This is a genomic window from Pseudomonas sp. ADAK2, assembly GCF_012935755.1.
GTDB lineage: Bacteria > Pseudomonadota > Gammaproteobacteria > Pseudomonadales > Pseudomonadaceae > Aquipseudomonas.
The window spans coordinates 4,953,182-4,971,199 of sequence record NZ_CP052862.1 but is presented as its reverse complement, the minus strand read 5'-3'; the positions used below and the strand labels follow the sequence as shown (position 1 = coordinate 4,971,199).

The following is an 18,018-nucleotide window of genomic DNA, read 5'->3' as shown; positions in this document are numbered from 1 at the left end:
TCCCACGCGGAGCGTAGGAACGATCATTACGTCAGCGTTTAGCCAACAATCCCGCGAACAATGAAGTACAACAACGAAGGCCCAAGCAAACAGCCCAGCCCAGTGTGGAACGTCGCCGTCAACGCCCCATAAGGCACCAAACGCCGATCCGTCGCCGCCAACCCCGCCGTCACACCGCTGACGGTGCCAGCCAACCCACCAAACACCATCGCCGAACGCGGGTTATCCAGGCCCATCCATTTCGCCGCCATCGGCGTACCGACCATCACGAAAATCGCCTTGATCAACCCCGTGGCAATCGACAACGCCACCACATCCGAACTGGCGCCAATCGCCGCCCCGGTCACCGGCCCGACGATGTAGGTCACCGCGCCCGCGCCGATGGTGGTCATGCTGATCGCATCGCGATAGCCGAAGGCCCAGGCCATGCTCGCGCCGACAATGAACGGCAGGATCGTGCCCAGCAGCAGTGCAATCACGCCGATCAACCCGGCCTTTTTCGCTTCGGTGGCTTGCACCTCGAATGCCGTGGCGACGATGGCAAAGTCCCGCAGCATGGCGCCGCCCATCAAGCCGATGCCGGAGAACAGCGACAGGTCCGCCAGGCCTTTTTGCCCGCCGGTCATGGTACCGCCGACCCAGGCCAGCACCAGGCCAATGACGATGGCAATCGCCGAGCCGTGAATCCGTCCGAACGTCAGGCGCTTGGACAACACCACCGACACCCACATGATCACGCCGACGAAGGCGAACGCGGTGATCAGCGAATTATTGATCAGGCCTTTCTCGATGACTTCCCACATATCAGCGACCTCCTACTGGCGTGCCGACCGGCGTCACTTCCGCCGGTTCATCGGGCAGGGGCTCGCCTTTGTGGGTCCGGCTGATCAGGGCAATGGTGCAGCCGCAGATCACCACCGAACCGATGGCCGCCAGCACCGCGACCGGGCCGCCGTGCAGCGCGGTGACGACGTTCTGTTGCGCGGCCATGGCCACGACCACCGGAATGTACATCGCGCCCCAGAAGCCGACGCCCATCTCGCAATCCTTGGTCATGCCGCCGCGCTTTTGCATGTACAACCGCGCGCAGATCAACAGGATCATGGCGATGCCGACCCCGCCCACATTGGATTTCACGCCCAGCAACATGCCCAGCGCATCCCCCAGGATCACCCCTGCCAGCGTACAGATCGCCAACAGCGCCACACCGTAAATAATCATTGTTGTAGTCCTCAAAGTGCATCGTCGAAGTTGTTGTTTTTGTGCTTCGCAAGCCTGAGTCGGTGTTCTAGGGTTGACGGCTTCCCTCCTCACGCAACAGCGCTTGCAAGGTGTCCAGGCGAGCACCGTCAAAGGCAATCACGGTGCCTTGCTCGAACACCCGGCGCGCCAGCCCGGTCAACACCGCACCGGGCGGCAGTTCGATTTGTAGCCGTACGCCGCGCTCGTAGGCGCTTTGCACCGTGCCGCGCCAATCGACGACGCGGCACATGTTGAAAGCGAGGTCGTCGCGCAGGGCTTCGACGTTGATGATGGGCCGGGCGCGGCTGCCGCTCAGGTAGCCCATCGTCGGGGTTTTCAGTGACACCTTGGCGAAGGCTTCGGCGAGGGTTTTCGCTGGCGCGTCCAGCAAAGGACAGTGCGACGGCACGCTGACGGCCAGACGCTTGGCCAGACCTGCGCCGTGACCTTTCGCCAATTGCGCCACGGCGTTCATTGCTTCGTCACTGCCGGCAATCACTACCTGGTTATCGGCGTTGATATTGGCCAGGTACACCGGCGTTTCGTCGCGGTGTATCTGCGCGAGCAAATCTTCGACTGTGGATAAATCGAGACCGATGATCGCGGTCATGCCGTAGCCCTGTGGATAAGCCTGCTGCATCAGCTCACCGCGCAGACTGACCAGATGCAGCGCATCGCTGAAGTTCAGGGCTCCGGCGACCACGGCTGCCGGGTAGGCGCCGATGGACAATCCCGCCACGTAATCTGCTGCCTCCAACAGTTGCCGTGAAGCCGCGACACCCGCGATCAGCAGGCAAAGCTGAACCGCCCTCGTCGACTTCAATGCCTCGGCGGAATCCAGCAGCAACGCGTCTTCACCCAGGACTTCACTCGCCTCGTTCACCGTTTCCAAAGGCAAACGATGGAGCATGCCCGGCTGCTGCGCGCCTTGGCCGGGGAACACCAGCAGGCTGCTCACGCTGCTTGCTCCTGCGGGTTCCACGGATCGAGTACCAGACAGGCTTCGCTGGCGTTTTTCAGCAGAACTCGCCGCGCAGGACCTGCCCATTCGCGCAGGGCCACGGCACCCAAAGGTGTCTGCAATTGCATGTCGACCTGACACGCAGCGGTATCAAAAATCTTCACCAGTTCCTGAGCCTGCACCCGGCTCAAAGGTTGCGGTGTGCGCAGGATCAGGTCGAGGTCGCTGCGCTCATGCAATGCTTCAAAACCGCTGGCCAATTCGAAACCGGCGCTGCCGCTGATGCCCCAGACGAAACCGCACGCATCAAGCATCGCCCGCAGTTGAGTCAGGGCACGCAATGCGGGTAGATCCCGATCAATCGAAACATGACAAAGATCTTCAGGTTTCACCCGACGCTGAATCGCCTCGACCGCCATCACCGTCGCAAACCGCTGTTCACGCAACGGCCCGCGCACGCCGACTGCAATCTGACCCGGCGCGCACAATGCACGCCGCACGACCACTGGCTGATCGTGACCCAAGACTTCTGTCGCCCAAATCGGCGCATCCGCTGGCAACTGCTCCGGGGTCATGCCCCAGAGCAAGTCGTGAGCCAGAAACGTATTCACCACTGCGCTCTCAGCAGTTCACGCACCTTGCTCGACGCCGCGCGGTTGCTGGCGCCCAAGCGGCTGCTCAGGTCGCGGCCCTTCGCGGCGACATCGCTGATCGCCTGATTCAGGCATTCAGTCACGCGGGTCAGATCTTGCGCCGTCGGTTGCTCAATCTGCTCCACCGACAAGGTTTCCCAGAGCAAACCGAGGCTGGCGTAGCTTTCAATGTCATACGCCATCGGCGGCACGCTGGCGGCCAGGGCTTCGAGTTCTTCGACACTGCGCAACGTCACCCGCGCTGCCGAGGCCTTGCCCATGGCATGCACCATCACGCCCGGATCGCGCAGGGCAATCAGTCGATTGGCTTGATAACCATGGGCCAGAAACGCCCCGGACATCGCCTTGCCCACCAGCAAACCGATCACCGCGTGGCCGGCCAGTCGAGCGCGAGCGTAACTGTCCGCCGCACCGGCCAATGCCTGGTGAATACCGAGGGCTTCTTCGCGGCGACCATAGGCCTGGCTCGGAACATCAACGATGGCGATCAAGGCGCGTTTGTGCGTTTTATCGGCATCCGCCGCAATGACTTCATCGACGGCTTTGGCCAAACCCCAACCTTCCAGCAATCCAACCTCGCCATTGCGGGCACGGGCGAAGCGGTTGTCGGAATCAGTCACCACCGCGATAAATCGTACGGGTTGATCACCCAAGAAGCCGTCAGCGACTTTCAACGAAGCAGGCAAACCAGCGACAGGTTTGGCGCCGCTACTCAAAGCGTTAAACCAGTTAAAACCTCTCATGAGCGCTCTCCTTGATACAGATCGCGAACCACCGAAGGTTCGATTTGCGGTTCAGCATCCAATCGCGCCAAGCGCTCCAGAAACAGTGCGGACTGCTGGCTACGTTGCTGCTCCGGCAAACCTTGCTTAAGCAATTCACTGACCTGCAGCTGAATCTGCGCCACATCATCGGCGACATAACGATCCGCCAAACCACTGGCAAACCGCTGCTCGCCGCCGGTCAGGCTCCAGATGAAAGGACGATCCCGCGAGTCGTATTCCTCAAGCCCGGCTTCCTGCTCGATCACCTGCGGACCGTTCAGGCCAAGCCGCGCTTCCTGGGTCACCAGCAAATAACTGCACAACCCGGCCGCAATCGACATCCCGCCAAAACAACCCACGCTGCCCGCCACTACGCCAACCACCGGTTGGTACTGACGCAAATCGACAATCGCCGCATGAATATCCGCAATCGCCGCCAACCCAAGATTGGCTTCCTGCAAACGCACGCCACCGGTTTCCAGCAGCAGCACGGCGCGGGTCGGAATACCGTTGCGGTTGTCTTCCGCCGCCAACTCCAGCGCGCCGGCCATTTTCGCGCCGCCGACTTCACCGAGGCTGCCACCCTGGAATGCACCTTCAATCGCCGCAATCACCACCGGCAATCCACCGATGCTGCCCTTGGCGATCACCACGCCGTCATCCGCTTGCGGCACCACGCCCTGACGCGACAGCCATGGCGACATGATTCGCTGAAACGGGTCGAGCAATTCGCGGAAGGTGCCGGCGTCGAGCAAGGCTTTCGCCCGCTGCCGCGCGCCGAGTTCGACGAAGCTATGTTTGCGGAGGAGATCAGTCATGGCCAATCTCCTCAAAGCCTTGTTCCAGACGCAGGCGCACCACACCCGGTGTCGCGCCGAAGTCATGGATATCGATGGCCATCGCCGGTGGTGTCTGACCGTCGAACATCCGCGCAAACAGATGCTGCCAGCGCTGTTCGGCGCCATTCACCGAGGTCTGCACCTGGATCGTCAACTTGCCGGCCACACCCGGTTCGATCAGCACTTCCAGATCGCCCGAGCCGACACAGCCCACCAGCGTCCGGCCCCGGGGCGGCTGCCCGGCGGGGAATTCAAAGGATAAGGTTTCCATCAGAAAGCTCCGGATTCGATGCGGTCGATGAACAGGCAAGCGGCGAGCAAATCAGCAGCTCCACCCGGCGAGGCGTTCAATGCGATCAGTTGTTCATCCAAGTCATGCAACCGACGACGACCGCCGAGGCTGGCACTGCCACCCGCGTCGAGTACCGCTTGGGCGCCGAGTTGCATGGTTTGCAGGCCTTGTTCGCCGGCGCGGTAAAGGACGCAGGTGTCGGCCAGGCGGGTCATGATCGCCAGCAAGGCGTCGAGGCGTGCATTCTGCTCGCCGTGGCCGAGGGCGCGGCTGCGTTTGAGTTGTGGGAGAGCGCGTTGCAGCACGGAAGGAAAGCCGAGTTGCGCTTCTTCTCGGGCACCACCTGCGCCGTAGCGTTGGGCGACTTGGGCGCCGTGACTCAACGGGCGTGGTGCGTAGCGGTCGTCGAGTAAAGCCAAGCGTGCAGCGCACAGCGTGACGGCGCTGGCGGTTGTGTTTTCCAGTGCGGCGGCGGCGACCAACAGACCCAACGCCCAGATCGCCCCACGATGAGTATTCACGCCATTGGTGGTGGCGAGCATCGCTTGCTCCCCTTCCCGACCAATCCGCCCGAGGGCTTCGCGCAGCGGCAGACCGACGTCGCCAAACTCGATGGCCGCTTCGGCCATTTCCTTGAACGCCGGCCACAACGACAGCGCTGAAGCGTGCATCAACCCAAGGTGCAAATCGGTGTGCGCGCCGTTACCACGACGGTCCACCAGTGCCGGTTTTGGCGACAGGTCCGCTTCGTCGATCAGCGCATCCACCGCCAGGTCCGCCAGCCGATCAGCTAGCGTGAGAGTTTTGGGTTGCAGGTTAAGTGCGTGCATTACCAGCTCCTGAACTTGGCGGGCGGGTTGTAGAGGCCACCGGACCACTCCACCAGATCGGCCACGCTTTTGGCCGCGAGCAATTCGCGGGTGGCGTCGGTGCGGCGGATGCCGAGGTCTTCGGGCAACGCGATCAAGCCTTCGCGGCGCATGCGCGCGGTGTCTTTCGGGTTATGGCGCATGCCGATGACGGTGACGCCCGCGACGGCGGCGATCATCGCTTGGCGTTCTTCCAGCGAGCGCGCCTTGTACAAATAGGCGATGCCTTCTTCGGTCAGCAGGTGGGTGACGTCGTCGCCGTAAATCATGATCGGCGCCAGCGGCATACCGCTTTTGCGTGCGACTTCCACAGCGTCGAGGGTTTCGACGAAAGTCGGTTTGCCGCCCTCCTGGAACGTCTCGACCATTTGCACCACCAGTTTTTTGCCGCGTTCGAGCAAGGCTTCCGGCGCATCGTCGTGACGCATGTCAAGCCAGGCCGGCGTGCCGTGACGGCGACCGCGCGGATCGTGGCCCATGTTTGGCGCACCACCGAAACCGGCGAGGCGTCCGCGAGTCACGGTGGAGGAATGGCCGTCGCCGTCGACTTGCAGGGTCGCGCCAATGAACAGGTCCACCGCGTACTGCCCGGCCAATTGGCAGAACATCCGGTTGGAGCGCAGCGAGCCGTCCCGGCCGGTGAAGAACACGTCGGGCCGGGCGGCGATGTAGTTTTCCATCCCCAGTTCGGTGCCGAAGCAATGCACGCTTTCGACCCAGCCGCTTTCAATCGCCGGGATCAGGGTCGGGTGCGGATTGAGCGTCCAGTTGCGGCAGATCTTGCCTTTGAGGCCGAGGGATTCGCCGTAGGTCGGCAGGATCAATTCGATGGCGGCGGTGTTGAAACCGATGCCGTGGTTCAGCGACTGGACGTTGTGTTTTTCGTAGATCCCGCGAATCGCCATCATCGCCATCAACACGTGCACAGGCTTGATGTGGCGTGGGTCGCGGGTGAACAGCGGTTCGATGTAGAACGGCTTGTCCGCCACCACCACGAAATCGACCCAGGACGCGGGGATATCGACGCGGGGCAGGTCAGTGACGTCGTCCACCAGTTGATTGACCTGGACGATAACGATGCCATCGCTGAACGCCGCCGGTTCGATCAATGCGGGCGTGTCTTCGGTGCTCGGGCCGGTGTAGATGTTGCCGGCGCGGTCGGCCATGAAACCGGCCGAGAGCACGACGTTGGGAATCAGGTCCACCACCAGTCGTGCGTAGAGTTCGATGTAGGTGTGAATCGCGCCGATTTCCAGCAGGCCATCTTCCAGCAACTGGCTGATACGCAGGCTCTGGGTGCCGGCGAAGGAGAAATCGAGCTTGCGGGCGATGCCGCGTTCGAAGAGATCAAGATGCTCGGAGCGGCCGACGCTGGGCATGATCATGTGCAAGTCATGCAGCTTGGCGGGGTCAGCCTTGGCCAGGGAGCGCGAAAGGAAATCCGCCTGCTTCTGGTTATTGCCCTCCAGCACCACACGGTCGCCGGGCAGAATCAACGCCTCCAGCGCCGCGACGATGTTCTCGGTGGGCAACACCACGCCGTCGGCAAAGCCTTTGACCAACTCAAGACGCCGCTGCTTCTCGCTGCGCCGCCGCGTCCATCGCGAGTCGGGGGATATTGTTGTTGTCATGACCACTCCACGGGTTCGCTGTCGTGGGGCCACCTTAGGAGGGATGTGTGAGGGCATCAATCAAGCGCAGCGTTGGATCGTTACGCTTAGGTTAATGGTTGGCCGGGCTGACGCCTTCGCGGGCAAGCCTCGCTCCTACAAGGTCGCGTCGTACACAACCTCTGCGAACGACACAAACCTGTAGGAGCGAGGCTTGCCCGCGAAGAGGCCAGAACAATCACCGCAGTTTTCACTGCCGGACCACTACAGCCCTACCATCTGCTGCTGCACCCGAACCAGAAGCTGCTCAGCGCTTTCCAACAACTGCGCCAACAACGCCGGATCTTCATCCATATAGCCTTCGTACTCCGCCAGATTCCGGCGCTCATGACACAAGGCAAACAACCGTACCTGCACCTTGCCAATATCCGCCGTGTGAACCAGACACTGAAACACCAGATATCGCTTGTCCGAACGGTAACCACATAAGCGAAGCGCCGTCAGAGCCAAGGCATGGGCAGCGTTATAAGCCAGGTCGAAACGGCTCGCGAAGGACAGTGAAGCCGTTTGCGCATCTTTCAATCGATCCACCGCCGAACGCATCAGCCCTTCGCATTCCTTGCGATCCGGCGGTTCGGCTTTCAGTCCACCGCTACGTAACAGATTCTCCAGATTCTCGTTGCTGCCCATCCTTGGACTCCAAAGGGTTTTGCCCCATCAGATTGATCTTGTCCTGCTGCGCCACACGCACGACAAAACTGTTTTCAGCCGCCAGTTTTGCGGCCCAGTCGTCGGGGGTGTAGAGCGTCGGGTTGAGGACGCGGCCCAGTTGCTCTTCCAGGGGCATGAGCCGCTCCATCACTTCACTGTAGTGCAGGCCTTCGCCGATCAGCATGAGATCAATGTCACTGGATGCGTTTGCCGAATCCTTGGCGATGGAGCCGTACACAAATGCCCAGGTGATCTGTTCGGCAAAGGGTTGCAGCGCCTGGCGCAGGGGCTCGGCGATGCCGAAGGTTTTGCGGGCGATGCCCAACAGTTCGGCATAGATCGGGCAGTCGGGATTGGCTTGGTAGTGAGTCTGGTTACCTTGGCGCGTCAGGGTCAGCACGCCGGCCTGCTGCAACCGATCTAGTTCGCGCATGAGGCTGCCTTTACCCACTTGAGCCCAGCGAGCGATTTCGTTGGCATAAAAACTTTGGTCGGGTTTGCCAAACAACAAGCCCAACACTTTTTGCTGGGTGGTGGTGAACAAGGCTTCGCTGAGGGAAAGGTTTTTCACAGTGGCAACCGAAGAGTCCCAAAAAGGGAACGATAGGTCCCTTTTTGGGAATCTTCAACCTTCGCCAGCTAAATGGGGGAACGATCAACCTTGGCCGGCTAAATGGGTATTTGTGTTTAAAAGTTGCGGCGTAGGAAGGGTTGGCGGCTACGCGGTCTGACGTCACTGCCTACAGCAATGGGGGAACACGCTGACTGGTGGGGTTTTCTGTTGGTCTTTATCGTTTGGGGGTCGCTGCCAATTCAGCGACCGGGTCTGGAATCCCGAGGTGTAGAAGGCGCGAAAGCGCCCCTCATGACGTATGCTTGCGCACCTTTAATGTGTGCATTCAGTTATGGCGGCTGTGCGCGGGAGACCTTCGGGTCTACCGGGTTTTCTCCACCTCGGGTTCCAGCCCGCGTACAGCTGCCACCCCTTCGGCTGGAACCGAGGGAGCAGCTGAAACTCATTACTGGAGATTTCACTATGTTCAAAGCTACCCCCAACCCTCCGGAATCCGGCACCGATTCCCCAGAAGCGCTCGACGCAAAAAAAATGAAAGAAGCCGCCGACCGCGCCTTCGCCCACTACTTTCCCCCAGCTGACGAAAAACCAGCCAAACGCCGTCGATACCAACTCTTCGCCGTTTCCCCGGAAATCATCGACCCCGAGGCCCTGCTGGCCAATGCTTCCGAAGATCTGCTCTCCATCAGCGCGATTGCGGCTGACCTGGCGGACGATGTGGAAGGCACGCGCCGTTCGGTAGCTTTGGCGATCAGCCGTTTGACGGATGGGGTGCAGTTGTTGGTGGAGCGGGTGCTGGATCACCATGAGGCGTTGGCTGAGGCCAAACTCTAGCCGTTACGCCTGATCGTTCCCACGCGCAGCAAAGGAATGCAGCCCGGGACGCTCTGCGTCCCATTCGAGAGCTGGAACGCGGAGCGTCCCTTGAGGCATTCCTTTGCTGCGCGTGGGAACGATCAGTGGGTTAGGCCGGCAGTGATCAGCAGTTCTTCCAGCGCCAGCAAATCCGGCACCTTCGCCACCTGCTCCCCGATCTGCACCGCCGCCTGTTCCAGCGGACACAGCGGCACATCCACATAGCTCAACTGGCTATCGAGCTTGTAAGACCGCGGAATCCCCTGCACCAGCAGGGCAATGAACTTCAACTCCGGTCGCCCGCCCAGTGCATTGAGGATAACGATCCGTACGCGCTCGCCAATCACCACTTTCTGGCCACACGCCGACTCAAAACTGAGCAACGGAATCTGCCGATCCCGCCACGTCACCAGCCCCAGATACCACGGCGGTGTATCAAGGTCGAACGCCGCCGGCTGATAGTCGATCAGCTCCGCAACCGCGACGTTGGGCAGGATCAAATTGCGATCCGCCAAGGGCAGCAACAGCCCGGTGAGGTTGCTGGTGCGATGCTCAAGCATGGGTTCTGCTCCACAGGGCGATGCTTTCGAGCAGCACCGATTCCTGATATGGCTTGCCGAGGTAGTCGTTGACGCCGATGGCCATCGCACGGTCGCGGTGTTTTTGGCCGGTGCGCGAGGTGATCATGATGATCGGCAGGTGTTGCAGGCGTTCGTCGGCGCGCACCTGAGTGGCGACTTCGAAGCCGTCCATGCGCGGCATTTCGATGTCCAGCAGCATCACGTCGGGCAGGTGATCTTCGAGCAGCAGCATGGCATCGACCCCGTCCTTGGCGGTCAGCACGTTCATGCCGTGGCGTTCAAGCAAACGGCTGGTGACCTTGCGCACGGTCACCGAGTCGTCCACCACCAAAACCAGCAATGGCTTGTGCGGCTCGGCTTCGACATCCTGAGTCACCGGTCGTTGTGGCACACGGGCCTGCATCGCGCGGATCGGCGCGAGCAAATCAAGAATCAGCACCACGCGGCCATCCCCGAGAATCGTCGCCCCGGACAAGCCCTGCACCGCCGCAAATTGCGGGCCGAGGCTCTTGACCACGATCTCCCGGGTGCCGGCCATGGAGTCCACCTGCACCGCGATGTGCCGCTCGTTGCATTGCACCAGCAACACCGGCAACGGCAGGCTCTGGCCCAGCAGTTTCGGGCGGGTGCTGGTTTTCAGCAGTTCGCCGAGGTAGCACAGTTCGTAGTGCTGCCCGGCGTATTTGTAGGTCGGCGGATCGAGGCGGTAATGGCCTTCGAGTTCGTTGGGCAACACGCGGACGATGCCGTCGATGGTGTTCAGCGGGATCGCGTATTGATCATCAAAGCACTGCACCATCAGCGCCCGGTTGACCGACACGGTAAACGGCAAGCGAATGCGAAAATGCACGCCCTGCCCCGGCACAGAATCGATAAACATGCTGCCACCAAGCTGCCGCACCTCTTCATGCACCACGTCCATACCCACGCCACGCCCGGAAATCTGGGTGATTTTTTCGGCGGTGGAGAACCCCGGTTGCAAGATGAATTGCAGCACGTCGCGGTCGCTGATGTCGCTGTCCGGCGCGAGCATGCCGCGCTTGATCGCCTTGCGCCGCACCGCGTCCAGCGGCACGCCGGCGCCGTCGTCGCGGATGTCGAAAATGATGTCGCCACCCTCTCGCGACAGATCAAGGGTGATGCGGCCCTGAGCCGGTTTACCCGCCGCGATCCGCACGTCGGCAGACTCCAAGCCATGATCCACGGCGTTACGCAGCATGTGTTCCAGCGGCGCGGCCATGCGTTCCAGCACGTTGCGATCCATCTCGCCTTCAGCGTTGCCGACGACGAATTCCACGTCCTTGCCCAACTCGCCGGACACCTGGCGGACGATGCGTTTCAAACGCGGCAGCATCCGTTCGAACGGCACCATGCGCGTGCGCATCAGGCCTTCCTGCAATTCGGTGTTGATGCGGCCCTGCTGTTGCAGCAGGTTTTCCGCGTCCTGATTGGTCCGGTCGAGGGTTTCCTTGAGGTCGAGCAAGTCGGAGGCGGATTCGAACAAGGCGCGGGACAGTTGCTGCAATTGCGAGTGGCGGTCCATTTCCAGCGGATCGAATTCTTCGTAGCCCAGGCGTTCGGCTTCGACTTGCTGACGGCTGAGAATCCGCCCTTGGGTTTCGGTATCGAGCCGGCGCAACTGATCGCGCATACGCTCGATGGTGGTTTCCATCTCGCTCAGGGCCACGCGGGCGTCGTTGACCTGTTGCTCGATACGGCCACGGAAGATCGAGGTTTCCCCGGCGAGGTTGACCAGATCGTCCAGCAGTTCTGCCGAAACCTTGACCATGTCCGCGCCGGCATCCGGTGCCGGTGTTTCAACCTTAACCGTAACGGGCGCAACGACCGGCGCTTCGGGCACCGCCGGATGGCTGAAGTTCTTGATCGCATCGATCAGCCGATCTGCCGGCGGGCAAGGTTGCCCGGCGCGGGTAGCGTCGAGCATCTGCGCCAGTCGGTCGTGGCTGCTTTGCAACAGCGTGAACAGCGGCGCCGTCGGTTGCAGCACACCCGCCGACAGGCCTTCGTAGAGGAATTCCAGTTCATGGGCCAAATCGCCAATCGGGGCGATTTCCACCATCCGCGCGCCGCCCTTCAGCGTGTGCAAATCCCGCAGCAGGGTTTCCACTTCCTGGCGATTCGACGGCTCGGCCTGCCAGCGCACCAGCGCCGCGCCAGAGTTTTCGATGATGTCGAAACCTTCTTCAAGGAAGATCTCCAGCAGCTCAGGGTCATGCCCCGGCGAATCATGTTCGTGGGCCGGTTCGACCGGTTCCGGCGTGCCGGTATTGCCCTGGCGAAAGGTGCGAATGGCTTCAATCAGTTCGTCGGGATCGCCCAACGGCTTCTGGCTCTGCAACTGTTCAAGCAGCACCGCCAAGCGGTCATGGCTGGTTTGCAGCAACCGCGCCAGTGCTTCGCTGTGGCTAAAACGGCGATCAACCAAACCTTCGTAAAGGTTTTCCAGTTCATGGGCCAGGTTACCGACCGCCTCGACCTCGGCCATGCGCGCGCCGCCCTTGAGGGTGTGCAAATCCCGCTGCAAGGACGACAACGGCGCGGCGTTGTCCGGGTCGCTCAGCCAGCGCTGCAAAGCCTGGCCGGCGCTTTCGAGGATATCCACCGCTTCTTCAAGGAAGATCGAAACGATCTCATCGTCGTGTTCAATCTGCGTCGCTGTCTGTGAAAGCTCAGCGGTGGCAGTGCCCAGTTCACGAATGCTCAAACTACGGCTGCCGTCACTACGAATCAGACCCATGGCCGACGGGTCGAGACTCGTATCGAGCAGACCACGCAAGGCCCGGATCCGCTCCGGTTGCGGGCTGACTTCCTGGCCAGCAGCCAGTTCGTCGAGCATGTTGATCAGCGCTTCGTGGGCACTTTGCGCTTCATGGAAAAACTCGTCGCTAACCGCCAGGCTGCTCTCTTCCACCGCGCCATACAGGTCGAGCAAGGCTTCGCACAGTTCATCCACCGGGTGCAGATCGGCCAGGTGCGCGCCTTCGCCGAGGGTGGTCAACTCGTCCAGCAATGCGCTGAGTTCCTGACGTTCGCCGGGGTGTTGCTGCCAGCGCCGCAGCAGGCTTTCCGCGTCGAGCAGGATGTCCATGCCTTGGGCGAGGAAGTTGTTGATCAGTTGTGGATCACGCTTGATCCGCAAGCCCCGGTTCGGCGCGCTGAGGATGGCTTCCAGGCGTTCGTCCAGCAGGGTTTGCGTGCGCTCGATCAACGAACGGGCGCCAGGAATCTCGGCCAACGGATCAGTCTTTAGCTGACGCAAGCCGAGGCGGAACAGCCCTTCGGCTTCCAGCAGCAATTCGACTTCATCCAAGTCCAGCGCAATCAGGTGCGCCTTGTACTCGCGGGCCAAGTGATCCAGCGGCGCGGCGAGTTCGGCAATCGGCAACACGCCAGCCATCGAGGCGCTGCCCTTGAGCGTATGCAAGGCACGCTGCAACTCGTCGCTGGCTTGCAGCGGCACATGCTCGGCGGCTTGATCGAGGTAGCGATTGAGGCTGGCGAGGTGGGTTTCGGCTTCGTTGCGAAAGATCTCCAGCAACAACGGATCGAGAGCGGCGACGTCCTGGGTGTCCTCGTCGGACAGCGTTGCATCGCCCTTGGCCAAGGCGTGAGCCCGGGCGGCGAAGCGGTCCACATCGTCGCGCTGGCGCTGGGCATTGCCGGCAAAATCGGTGATCAGTTCCGGCAGCAGGTTCAGGGCGTCGGTCAGCAGTTGTTGCACCGCCGGCCCAGGTTCCACGCTGTGCTCCAGCACGCGGTTGAGCAGGTTTTCCACGGCCCAGGCCAGCTCACCGAGCACCAACGCGCGGACCATTCGGCCGCTGCCTTTCAAGGTGTGGAAGGCGCGACGCAGTTCGCTCAAGGCAGCAGTGTCGCCCACGTTGGCCGACCAGCGCGGCAAGTATTCGCGCAGCACTTCCAGAACTTCGTCGGTTTCTTCGAGGAACACTTCCCGCAGTTCATCGTCCACCGGTTCTTCGCCCACTGGCGGCGGTAACAGGCTGCCCGGGGTGTTCAGGGCGGGCGGGTTGACGGCGGACACCGGGCTGGCCAATACAGCGGCCAGGGATTGCACAGTTTCGGGATCGTCCAGCTCCTGAAGGTCTTGCATGACCTGGGCTTCGTTGGGGCTGAGCACGTCTTCCAGCACCGGTACGAGTTTTTCGCTGGGAAAAAACCCGAGGGCGGCCAGGCTGTTTTCCGCGACATCGAGCAGGTGTTCGCCCGCCTCTTGCGGGTCGTCGTTCAGACGTTCCAGGTAATACTCGATGCTGGTGATGACGTCGGCGAGGCTGTCCAGTTGCTGCCAGCCGGGGTGATCAGTGTCCACCAGCAAGTGCTCGCGGATGAAGCCGTTGCAGGCTTCGATCAGGCTCGCGGCGCGGCTCAGCGGAATCATCGCCAACGCACCACGAACCTGGGTCAGCAATGCCGGCAACGGTTGCAGTTGCTGGCGATCCCAATCGGCATCGATGTAGTCGACGATCATGTCCTTGGCTTGTTGCAGGCAGATCCGCGCTTCGCGGATGACGATCTGATGAATCTGCGTCAGGTCGGTGGTGGGCAGGCGACTTTCTTCCTGGCTCTCCGGCTCCACGGTGCCGACCATCCCGGCCAGCGTCGCTTCGACGTAGAGCAACGCCCCGGCCACGTCCATGAGGATCGCGTCGTTGGGTTCGCGTTGCCCTTGGGCCAGGCTCAACACCACCGCCAGTTGATCGATGATGACCTTGCGCGGCTGGCCAAAACCGAGCACCGCCAGGGTGTCGGCGATTTGCCGCAGCGGCGCCAGCAGGCTTTCCAGGTCGGAGGTGTGCTGGCGATCGCTGCGCACGAACAGGTCCAGGCGTTCCTTGACCCGCACCAGTTCTTCGCACAGGGCGGCGAGCACCGAGCGCATGGCATCGCGGTCGGGGCCGGCGAGGCGTGCGCGTTCTTCGTCGACCATCGCGCTGTCAGGCAGCGCATCGTCCAGTCCGTAGCGATCTTTCATGGTCAGCATCTGCCCGGTGGGATGTTCGGCTTTGGCAATGTAGAACAACAAGCTTTTAAGCAGCTCGGGCGGCGGCGCCTGATTGACCCCGGCCATGCCTTGTTCCAGCAAGCGTTTGAGTTCCTTGTCGGCGTCCTTGAACAGACTACGCAGGGCCGGGCTGTTGGCAATCGCGCCGTTGCGCAGGCCTTCGACCAGCGCCGAAGCGACCTGCCACAACGGGCTCAGCGGCGCGTTACCGCACAACGTTTCAAGCTTGGTGAAGACCTTGGTCAGGTAATCCAGATTCGTCTCGCCATCCTGTTCGCGAAGCAAACCGACCAACGCCATTTGCAACATCTGCCGCAACTTGCGCAGCACATTCGGTAGTTCGGGTGGTTCCAGCAGCGCCAGATCGTCTTGATCCAGCGCCGGCAAGTCCGGCAGTTGCGGGCTGAACAGGCTGGTTTCCGAGAGCAGGCTTTCACCCCGGGCGCTGCGCAGATCGTTGATCAGCGGCAGCACCACCAGCGGCAAGTCGCGGCGGGCGCCTTGCACCCGGTCGAGGTAGATCGGCAACTGCCCCAAGGCCTGTCTTAACAGATGAATGGCTTCATCGCGATGACTGACGCGGTTTTGTTGCAGGGCAGCAGTCAGTTGCTCCATCTCTTCGGCGAGCAGGGCCGCGCCGTAGAACTCGACCATCTGCAAACCGCCGTGGACCTGATGGATGCACGCCAGGCACTCGCCCAGCGCGTAAGTCGCCTGCGGGTCATCCAGCAGTTGCTCCAACGCCTGATGAGCCTGCTTCAGCGTTTCGGCAATCTCGCCTTTGACCCACTCGAGGGCCACATAGTCGTGCCGATCACCCATAACCACTCCACTCTTCATTCTTTACGCCCGCAGGCGGTTCAAGCCTTGTCCGTGGCCGGCTTGGGCTCGGTCGGCAAGGTGAAACCCGACACCGAGCGGCGCAACTGGCTGGCCATTTTCGCCAGGTTGCCGATGCTTTCGGCGGTCGCCGTGGAACCGGACGAGGTCTGCGAGGTGATCTGCTGGATCACGTTCATGGTCAGGGAAATCTGCCCCGCCGACGACGTCTGTTGCTGCGCGGCGTTGGAAATGCTCTGGATCAGCGCCGCCAACGTCTTCGACACGCCTTCGATTTCTTCCAGGGCCACACCGGCATCCTGCGCCAGCCGCGCGCCACGCACCACTTCGGTGGTGGTCTGCTCCATGGAAATCACCGCTTCATTGGTATCAGTCTGGATCGCCCGGACCAGGGTTTCAATTTGTCGGGTCGCGGCGGACGAACGTTCGGCCAAACGCTGGACTTCGTCGGCGACCACGGCAAAGCCGCGCCCGGCATCACCAGCCATCGAGGCCTGGATCGCTGCGTTGAGCGCCAGGATGTTGGTCTGGTCGGCAATGTCGTCGATCAGGCTGACGATGTCGCCGATTTCCTGGGAAGACTCGCCCAGGCGCTTGATGCGTTTGGCGGTGTCCTGGATCTGTTCGCGAATGTTGTCCATGCCGTGGATGGTGTTGTGCACCACCTCGTTGCCCTTGTTGGCGATTTCCACCGAACGCTCGGCCACCGCTGAGGATTCGGCGGCGTTGGCCGAGACCTGATCGATGGACTGCGCCATGTCGTTGATCGCCGTCGAAGCTTCGGAAATCTGCTGCGCCTGATGCTCCGAGGCCTGGGCCAGGTGCATGGCGGTGGCCTGGGTTTCCTGCACGGCGGCGGCGACTTGGCCGGCAGTGAGGTTGATGGTGGCCACCAGATCGCGCAGCTGGTCCACGGAATAGTTGATCGAGTCGGCGATGGTGCCGGTGAAGTCTTCGGTCACCGAAGCAGTCACGGTCAGGTCGCCGTCGGCCAGGTCTTCGATTTCGTCGAGCAGACGCATGATCGCGTTTTGGTTGCGCTCGTTCTTCTCGGCGGTTTCCTGGAGCTGGCGGTTGGTTTCGCGAACCATCACCAGGCCAATGAGGATGATCGACATCAGCGCCAACAGGCCCAGCACGTAGCCGCCGATAGTGTCGGTGTTGCGCCCGCCGGCGAGGTTTTCGAAACCGGTGGCCAGGTGCGAGGCTTCATCGAGCAAGGTTTGCGACAAGGTGAAGATGCTGGTGGCCGATTCGCGGACCTTGAACAGCTCCGGCGAGGTTTCGAGGATTTCATCCACCGAACCGGAGACGAATTCGAACAGTTCGGAGATTTCGGTCAGGCGCGCCCGGGCATCCTTGTCTTCGACCTGGCTGACTTTCAGCGCCGGATTGCCCTGGAGCATGCCGTTGAGCACCAGGCCGAAACGTGCGGCATCGCGGCCGAAGGCGTCGGCGGCTTGCTGGGAGTTTTCGTCGCCGGAGAGCACGGTATTCACGGCACCGAGAATCCGTTCAGCCAGCAATGACTGACGCTGGGCCATGGCGACCTGGGCTGCCGGGGCGCCACGCTGAAGGAGGATTTCGACGACTTTTTCGTACTCGACCTGCAACTGCGGCACGGTTTCGGCCAGGGTCGCGGCGACTTGATGCAGCGACAGCACAGTCTGTTCGCTGGAGAGAATGGCGTCGGTGTTTTTCAGCAGGCGTTCCCAGTCCAGCTGCACGGCGCGCATTTCCGGGCGCACGGTGGACGGCGCGGGCGGCAGGCCGGTGCTCGGGTCGCCTTTCTTCAGGTAACCCCAGCGCTGGGCGAAGTCGTTGCGCGCATCGCTGAGCAACTTGAACGCGGCAGCCTTGCCGGCGGCGGCTTCGGTGGCGTTCTTGGCGATGCGCTGAGACAGCACGCGCAGCTCACCGGCGTGGCCGATGTACTGTTTGTCGTAGGTGGCCTGGGTGTTGAGGTAAGCGAAGTTGGCGAACAGCAGCATGATGAAGATGATCAGCGCGATAAACAGCACGATGATCTGCGAACGGCTGCGCGATCCTTCCGGGGTACCTGTTTTTGCTTTTGTCATCGGTCCTCGCCTGAACAGCTGAATTATCTGTGGCCGCCAATCACTCGACGCCAACGCGATCCCTTGTAGCAGCTGGCGTAGCCTGCGTCCGGCCGCGAAGCGGTC

The 18,018-nt window shown here is 61.7% G+C and carries 15 protein-coding genes; 1 reads left to right on the top strand and 14 read right to left on the bottom strand.

Translation table 11 applies throughout. The features are described 5' to 3' along the window. Nucleotides 1–38: 38 nt before the first annotated feature. From madM to HKK52_RS22780, 11 genes are all read right to left on the bottom strand, one after another. Nucleotides 39–803, bottom strand: a complete 765-nt coding sequence (gene madM, locus HKK52_RS22830) for a malonate transporter subunit MadM (protein ID WP_169372690.1) — start codon at nucleotides 801–803, stop codon at nucleotides 39–41. A gap of 1 nt (nucleotide 804) precedes the next feature. Beyond that, nucleotides 805–1,221: a malonate transporter subunit MadL gene (madL, locus tag HKK52_RS22825; protein WP_169372689.1), complete on the bottom strand. Its 417-nt coding sequence runs from the start codon at nucleotides 1,219–1,221 to the stop codon at nucleotides 805–807. Between the two features lie 67 nt (nucleotides 1,222–1,288). Further along, complete coding sequence (gene mdcH, locus HKK52_RS22820) at nucleotides 1,289–2,200, bottom strand: malonate decarboxylase subunit epsilon (protein ID WP_169372688.1); 912 nt, start codon at nucleotides 2,198–2,200, stop codon at nucleotides 1,289–1,291. Further along, on the bottom strand, nucleotides 2,197–2,817 hold the full coding sequence (locus tag HKK52_RS22815) for a malonate decarboxylase holo-ACP synthase (protein WP_169372687.1): 621 nt from the start codon (nucleotides 2,815–2,817) through the stop codon (nucleotides 2,197–2,199). Before HKK52_RS22815 ends, mdcH begins: the two co-directional genes overlap by 4 nt. Next, on the bottom strand, nucleotides 2,811–3,599 hold the full coding sequence (gene mdcE, locus HKK52_RS22810; protein ID WP_169372686.1) for a biotin-independent malonate decarboxylase subunit gamma: 789 nt from the start codon (nucleotides 3,597–3,599) through the stop codon (nucleotides 2,811–2,813). Before mdcE ends, HKK52_RS22815 begins: the two co-directional genes overlap by 7 nt. Then, on the bottom strand, nucleotides 3,596–4,438 hold the full coding sequence (locus HKK52_RS22805; protein WP_169372685.1) for a biotin-independent malonate decarboxylase subunit beta: 843 nt from the start codon (nucleotides 4,436–4,438) through the stop codon (nucleotides 3,596–3,598). Before HKK52_RS22805 ends, mdcE begins: the two co-directional genes overlap by 4 nt. Then, nucleotides 4,431–4,730 carry a malonate decarboxylase subunit delta gene (locus HKK52_RS22800; protein WP_123404225.1) on the bottom strand — a complete coding sequence of 100 codons (300 nt, stop codon included), beginning with the start codon at nucleotides 4,728–4,730 and terminating at the stop codon, nucleotides 4,431–4,433. Before HKK52_RS22800 ends, HKK52_RS22805 begins: the two co-directional genes overlap by 8 nt. After that, nucleotides 4,730–5,581: a triphosphoribosyl-dephospho-CoA synthase gene (locus tag HKK52_RS22795; RefSeq protein ID WP_169372684.1), complete on the bottom strand. Its 852-nt coding sequence runs from the start codon at nucleotides 5,579–5,581 to the stop codon at nucleotides 4,730–4,732. Before HKK52_RS22795 ends, HKK52_RS22800 begins: the two co-directional genes overlap by 1 nt. After that, nucleotides 5,581–7,251, bottom strand: a complete 1,671-nt coding sequence (gene mdcA, locus HKK52_RS22790) for a malonate decarboxylase subunit alpha (RefSeq protein ID WP_169372683.1) — start codon at nucleotides 7,249–7,251, stop codon at nucleotides 5,581–5,583. The genes HKK52_RS22795 and mdcA overlap by 1 nt, the downstream gene beginning before the upstream one ends. Nucleotides 7,252–7,494: 243 nt before the next feature. After that, nucleotides 7,495–7,920: a hypothetical protein gene (locus HKK52_RS22785; RefSeq protein ID WP_133835607.1), complete on the bottom strand. Its 426-nt coding sequence runs from the start codon at nucleotides 7,918–7,920 to the stop codon at nucleotides 7,495–7,497. Beyond that, nucleotides 7,883–8,512: a nucleotidyltransferase domain-containing protein gene (locus HKK52_RS22780; protein ID WP_169372682.1), complete on the bottom strand. Its 630-nt coding sequence runs from the start codon at nucleotides 8,510–8,512 to the stop codon at nucleotides 7,883–7,885. Before HKK52_RS22780 ends, HKK52_RS22785 begins: the two co-directional genes overlap by 38 nt. Before the next feature lie 465 nt (nucleotides 8,513–8,977). Between HKK52_RS22780 and HKK52_RS22775 the strand changes: the two genes are divergently transcribed. Next, nucleotides 8,978–9,349: a DUF6124 family protein gene (locus HKK52_RS22775; protein ID WP_169372681.1), complete on the top strand. Its 372-nt coding sequence runs from the start codon at nucleotides 8,978–8,980 to the stop codon at nucleotides 9,347–9,349. A gap of 122 nt (nucleotides 9,350–9,471) precedes the next feature. Here the strand turns inward: HKK52_RS22775 and HKK52_RS22770 are convergent, their stop codons facing one another. Genes HKK52_RS22770 through HKK52_RS22760 form a run of 3 tightly spaced genes read right to left on the bottom strand, consistent with a single transcriptional unit; the run spans nucleotide 9,472 to nucleotide 17,913 of the window. Next, on the bottom strand, nucleotides 9,472–9,930 hold the full coding sequence (locus tag HKK52_RS22770; protein ID WP_169372680.1) for a chemotaxis protein CheW: 459 nt from the start codon (nucleotides 9,928–9,930) through the stop codon (nucleotides 9,472–9,474). Next, nucleotides 9,923–15,817 (bottom strand): Hpt domain-containing protein, encoded by a 5,895-nt coding sequence (locus HKK52_RS22765; RefSeq protein ID WP_169372679.1) that lies wholly within the window; start codon nucleotides 15,815–15,817, stop codon nucleotides 9,923–9,925. Before HKK52_RS22765 ends, HKK52_RS22770 begins: the two co-directional genes overlap by 8 nt. Nucleotides 15,818–15,855: 38 nt before the next feature. Next, the gene (locus HKK52_RS22760) at nucleotides 15,856–17,913 is read right to left on the bottom strand and encodes a methyl-accepting chemotaxis protein (protein WP_169372678.1); all 2,058 of its coding nucleotides are present in this window, start codon (nucleotides 17,911–17,913) and stop codon (nucleotides 15,856–15,858) included. Nucleotides 17,914–18,018 lie beyond the last annotated feature (105 nt).

What these genes read in the sequence shown, in the direction of transcription:
- madM (WP_169372690.1), bottom strand. Translation starts at nt 803, where the DNA reads ATGTGGGAAGTCATCGAGAAAGGCCTGATCAATAATTCGCTGATCACC.
- madL (WP_169372689.1), bottom strand. Translation starts at nt 1,221, where the DNA reads ATGATTATTTACGGTGTGGCGCTGTTGGCGATCTGTACGCTGGCAGGG.
- mdcE (WP_169372686.1), bottom strand. Translation starts at nt 3,599, where the DNA reads ATGAGAGGTTTTAACTGGTTTAACGCTTTGAGTAGCGGCGCCAAACCT.
- HKK52_RS22805 (WP_169372685.1), bottom strand. Translation starts at nt 4,438, where the DNA reads ATGACTGATCTCCTCCGCAAACATAGCTTCGTCGAACTCGGCGCGCGG.
- HKK52_RS22800 (WP_123404225.1), bottom strand. Translation starts at nt 4,730, where the DNA reads ATGGAAACCTTATCCTTTGAATTCCCCGCCGGGCAGCCGCCCCGGGGC.
- HKK52_RS22795 (WP_169372684.1), bottom strand. Translation starts at nt 5,581, where the DNA reads ATGCACGCACTTAACCTGCAACCCAAAACTCTCACGCTAGCTGATCGG.
- mdcA (WP_169372683.1), bottom strand. Translation starts at nt 7,251, where the DNA reads ATGACAACAACAATATCCCCCGACTCGCGATGGACGCGGCGGCGCAGC.
- HKK52_RS22785 (WP_133835607.1), bottom strand. Translation starts at nt 7,920, where the DNA reads ATGGGCAGCAACGAGAATCTGGAGAATCTGTTACGTAGCGGTGGACTG.
- HKK52_RS22775 (WP_169372681.1), top strand. Translation starts at nt 8,978, where the DNA reads ATGTTCAAAGCTACCCCCAACCCTCCGGAATCCGGCACCGATTCCCCA.
- HKK52_RS22770 (WP_169372680.1), bottom strand. Translation starts at nt 9,930, where the DNA reads ATGCTTGAGCATCGCACCAGCAACCTCACCGGGCTGTTGCTGCCCTTG.
- HKK52_RS22765 (WP_169372679.1), bottom strand. Translation starts at nt 15,817, where the DNA reads ATGGGTGATCGGCACGACTATGTGGCCCTCGAGTGGGTCAAAGGCGAG.
- HKK52_RS22760 (WP_169372678.1), bottom strand. Translation starts at nt 17,913, where the DNA reads ATGACAAAAGCAAAAACAGGTACCCCGGAAGGATCGCGCAGCCGTTCG.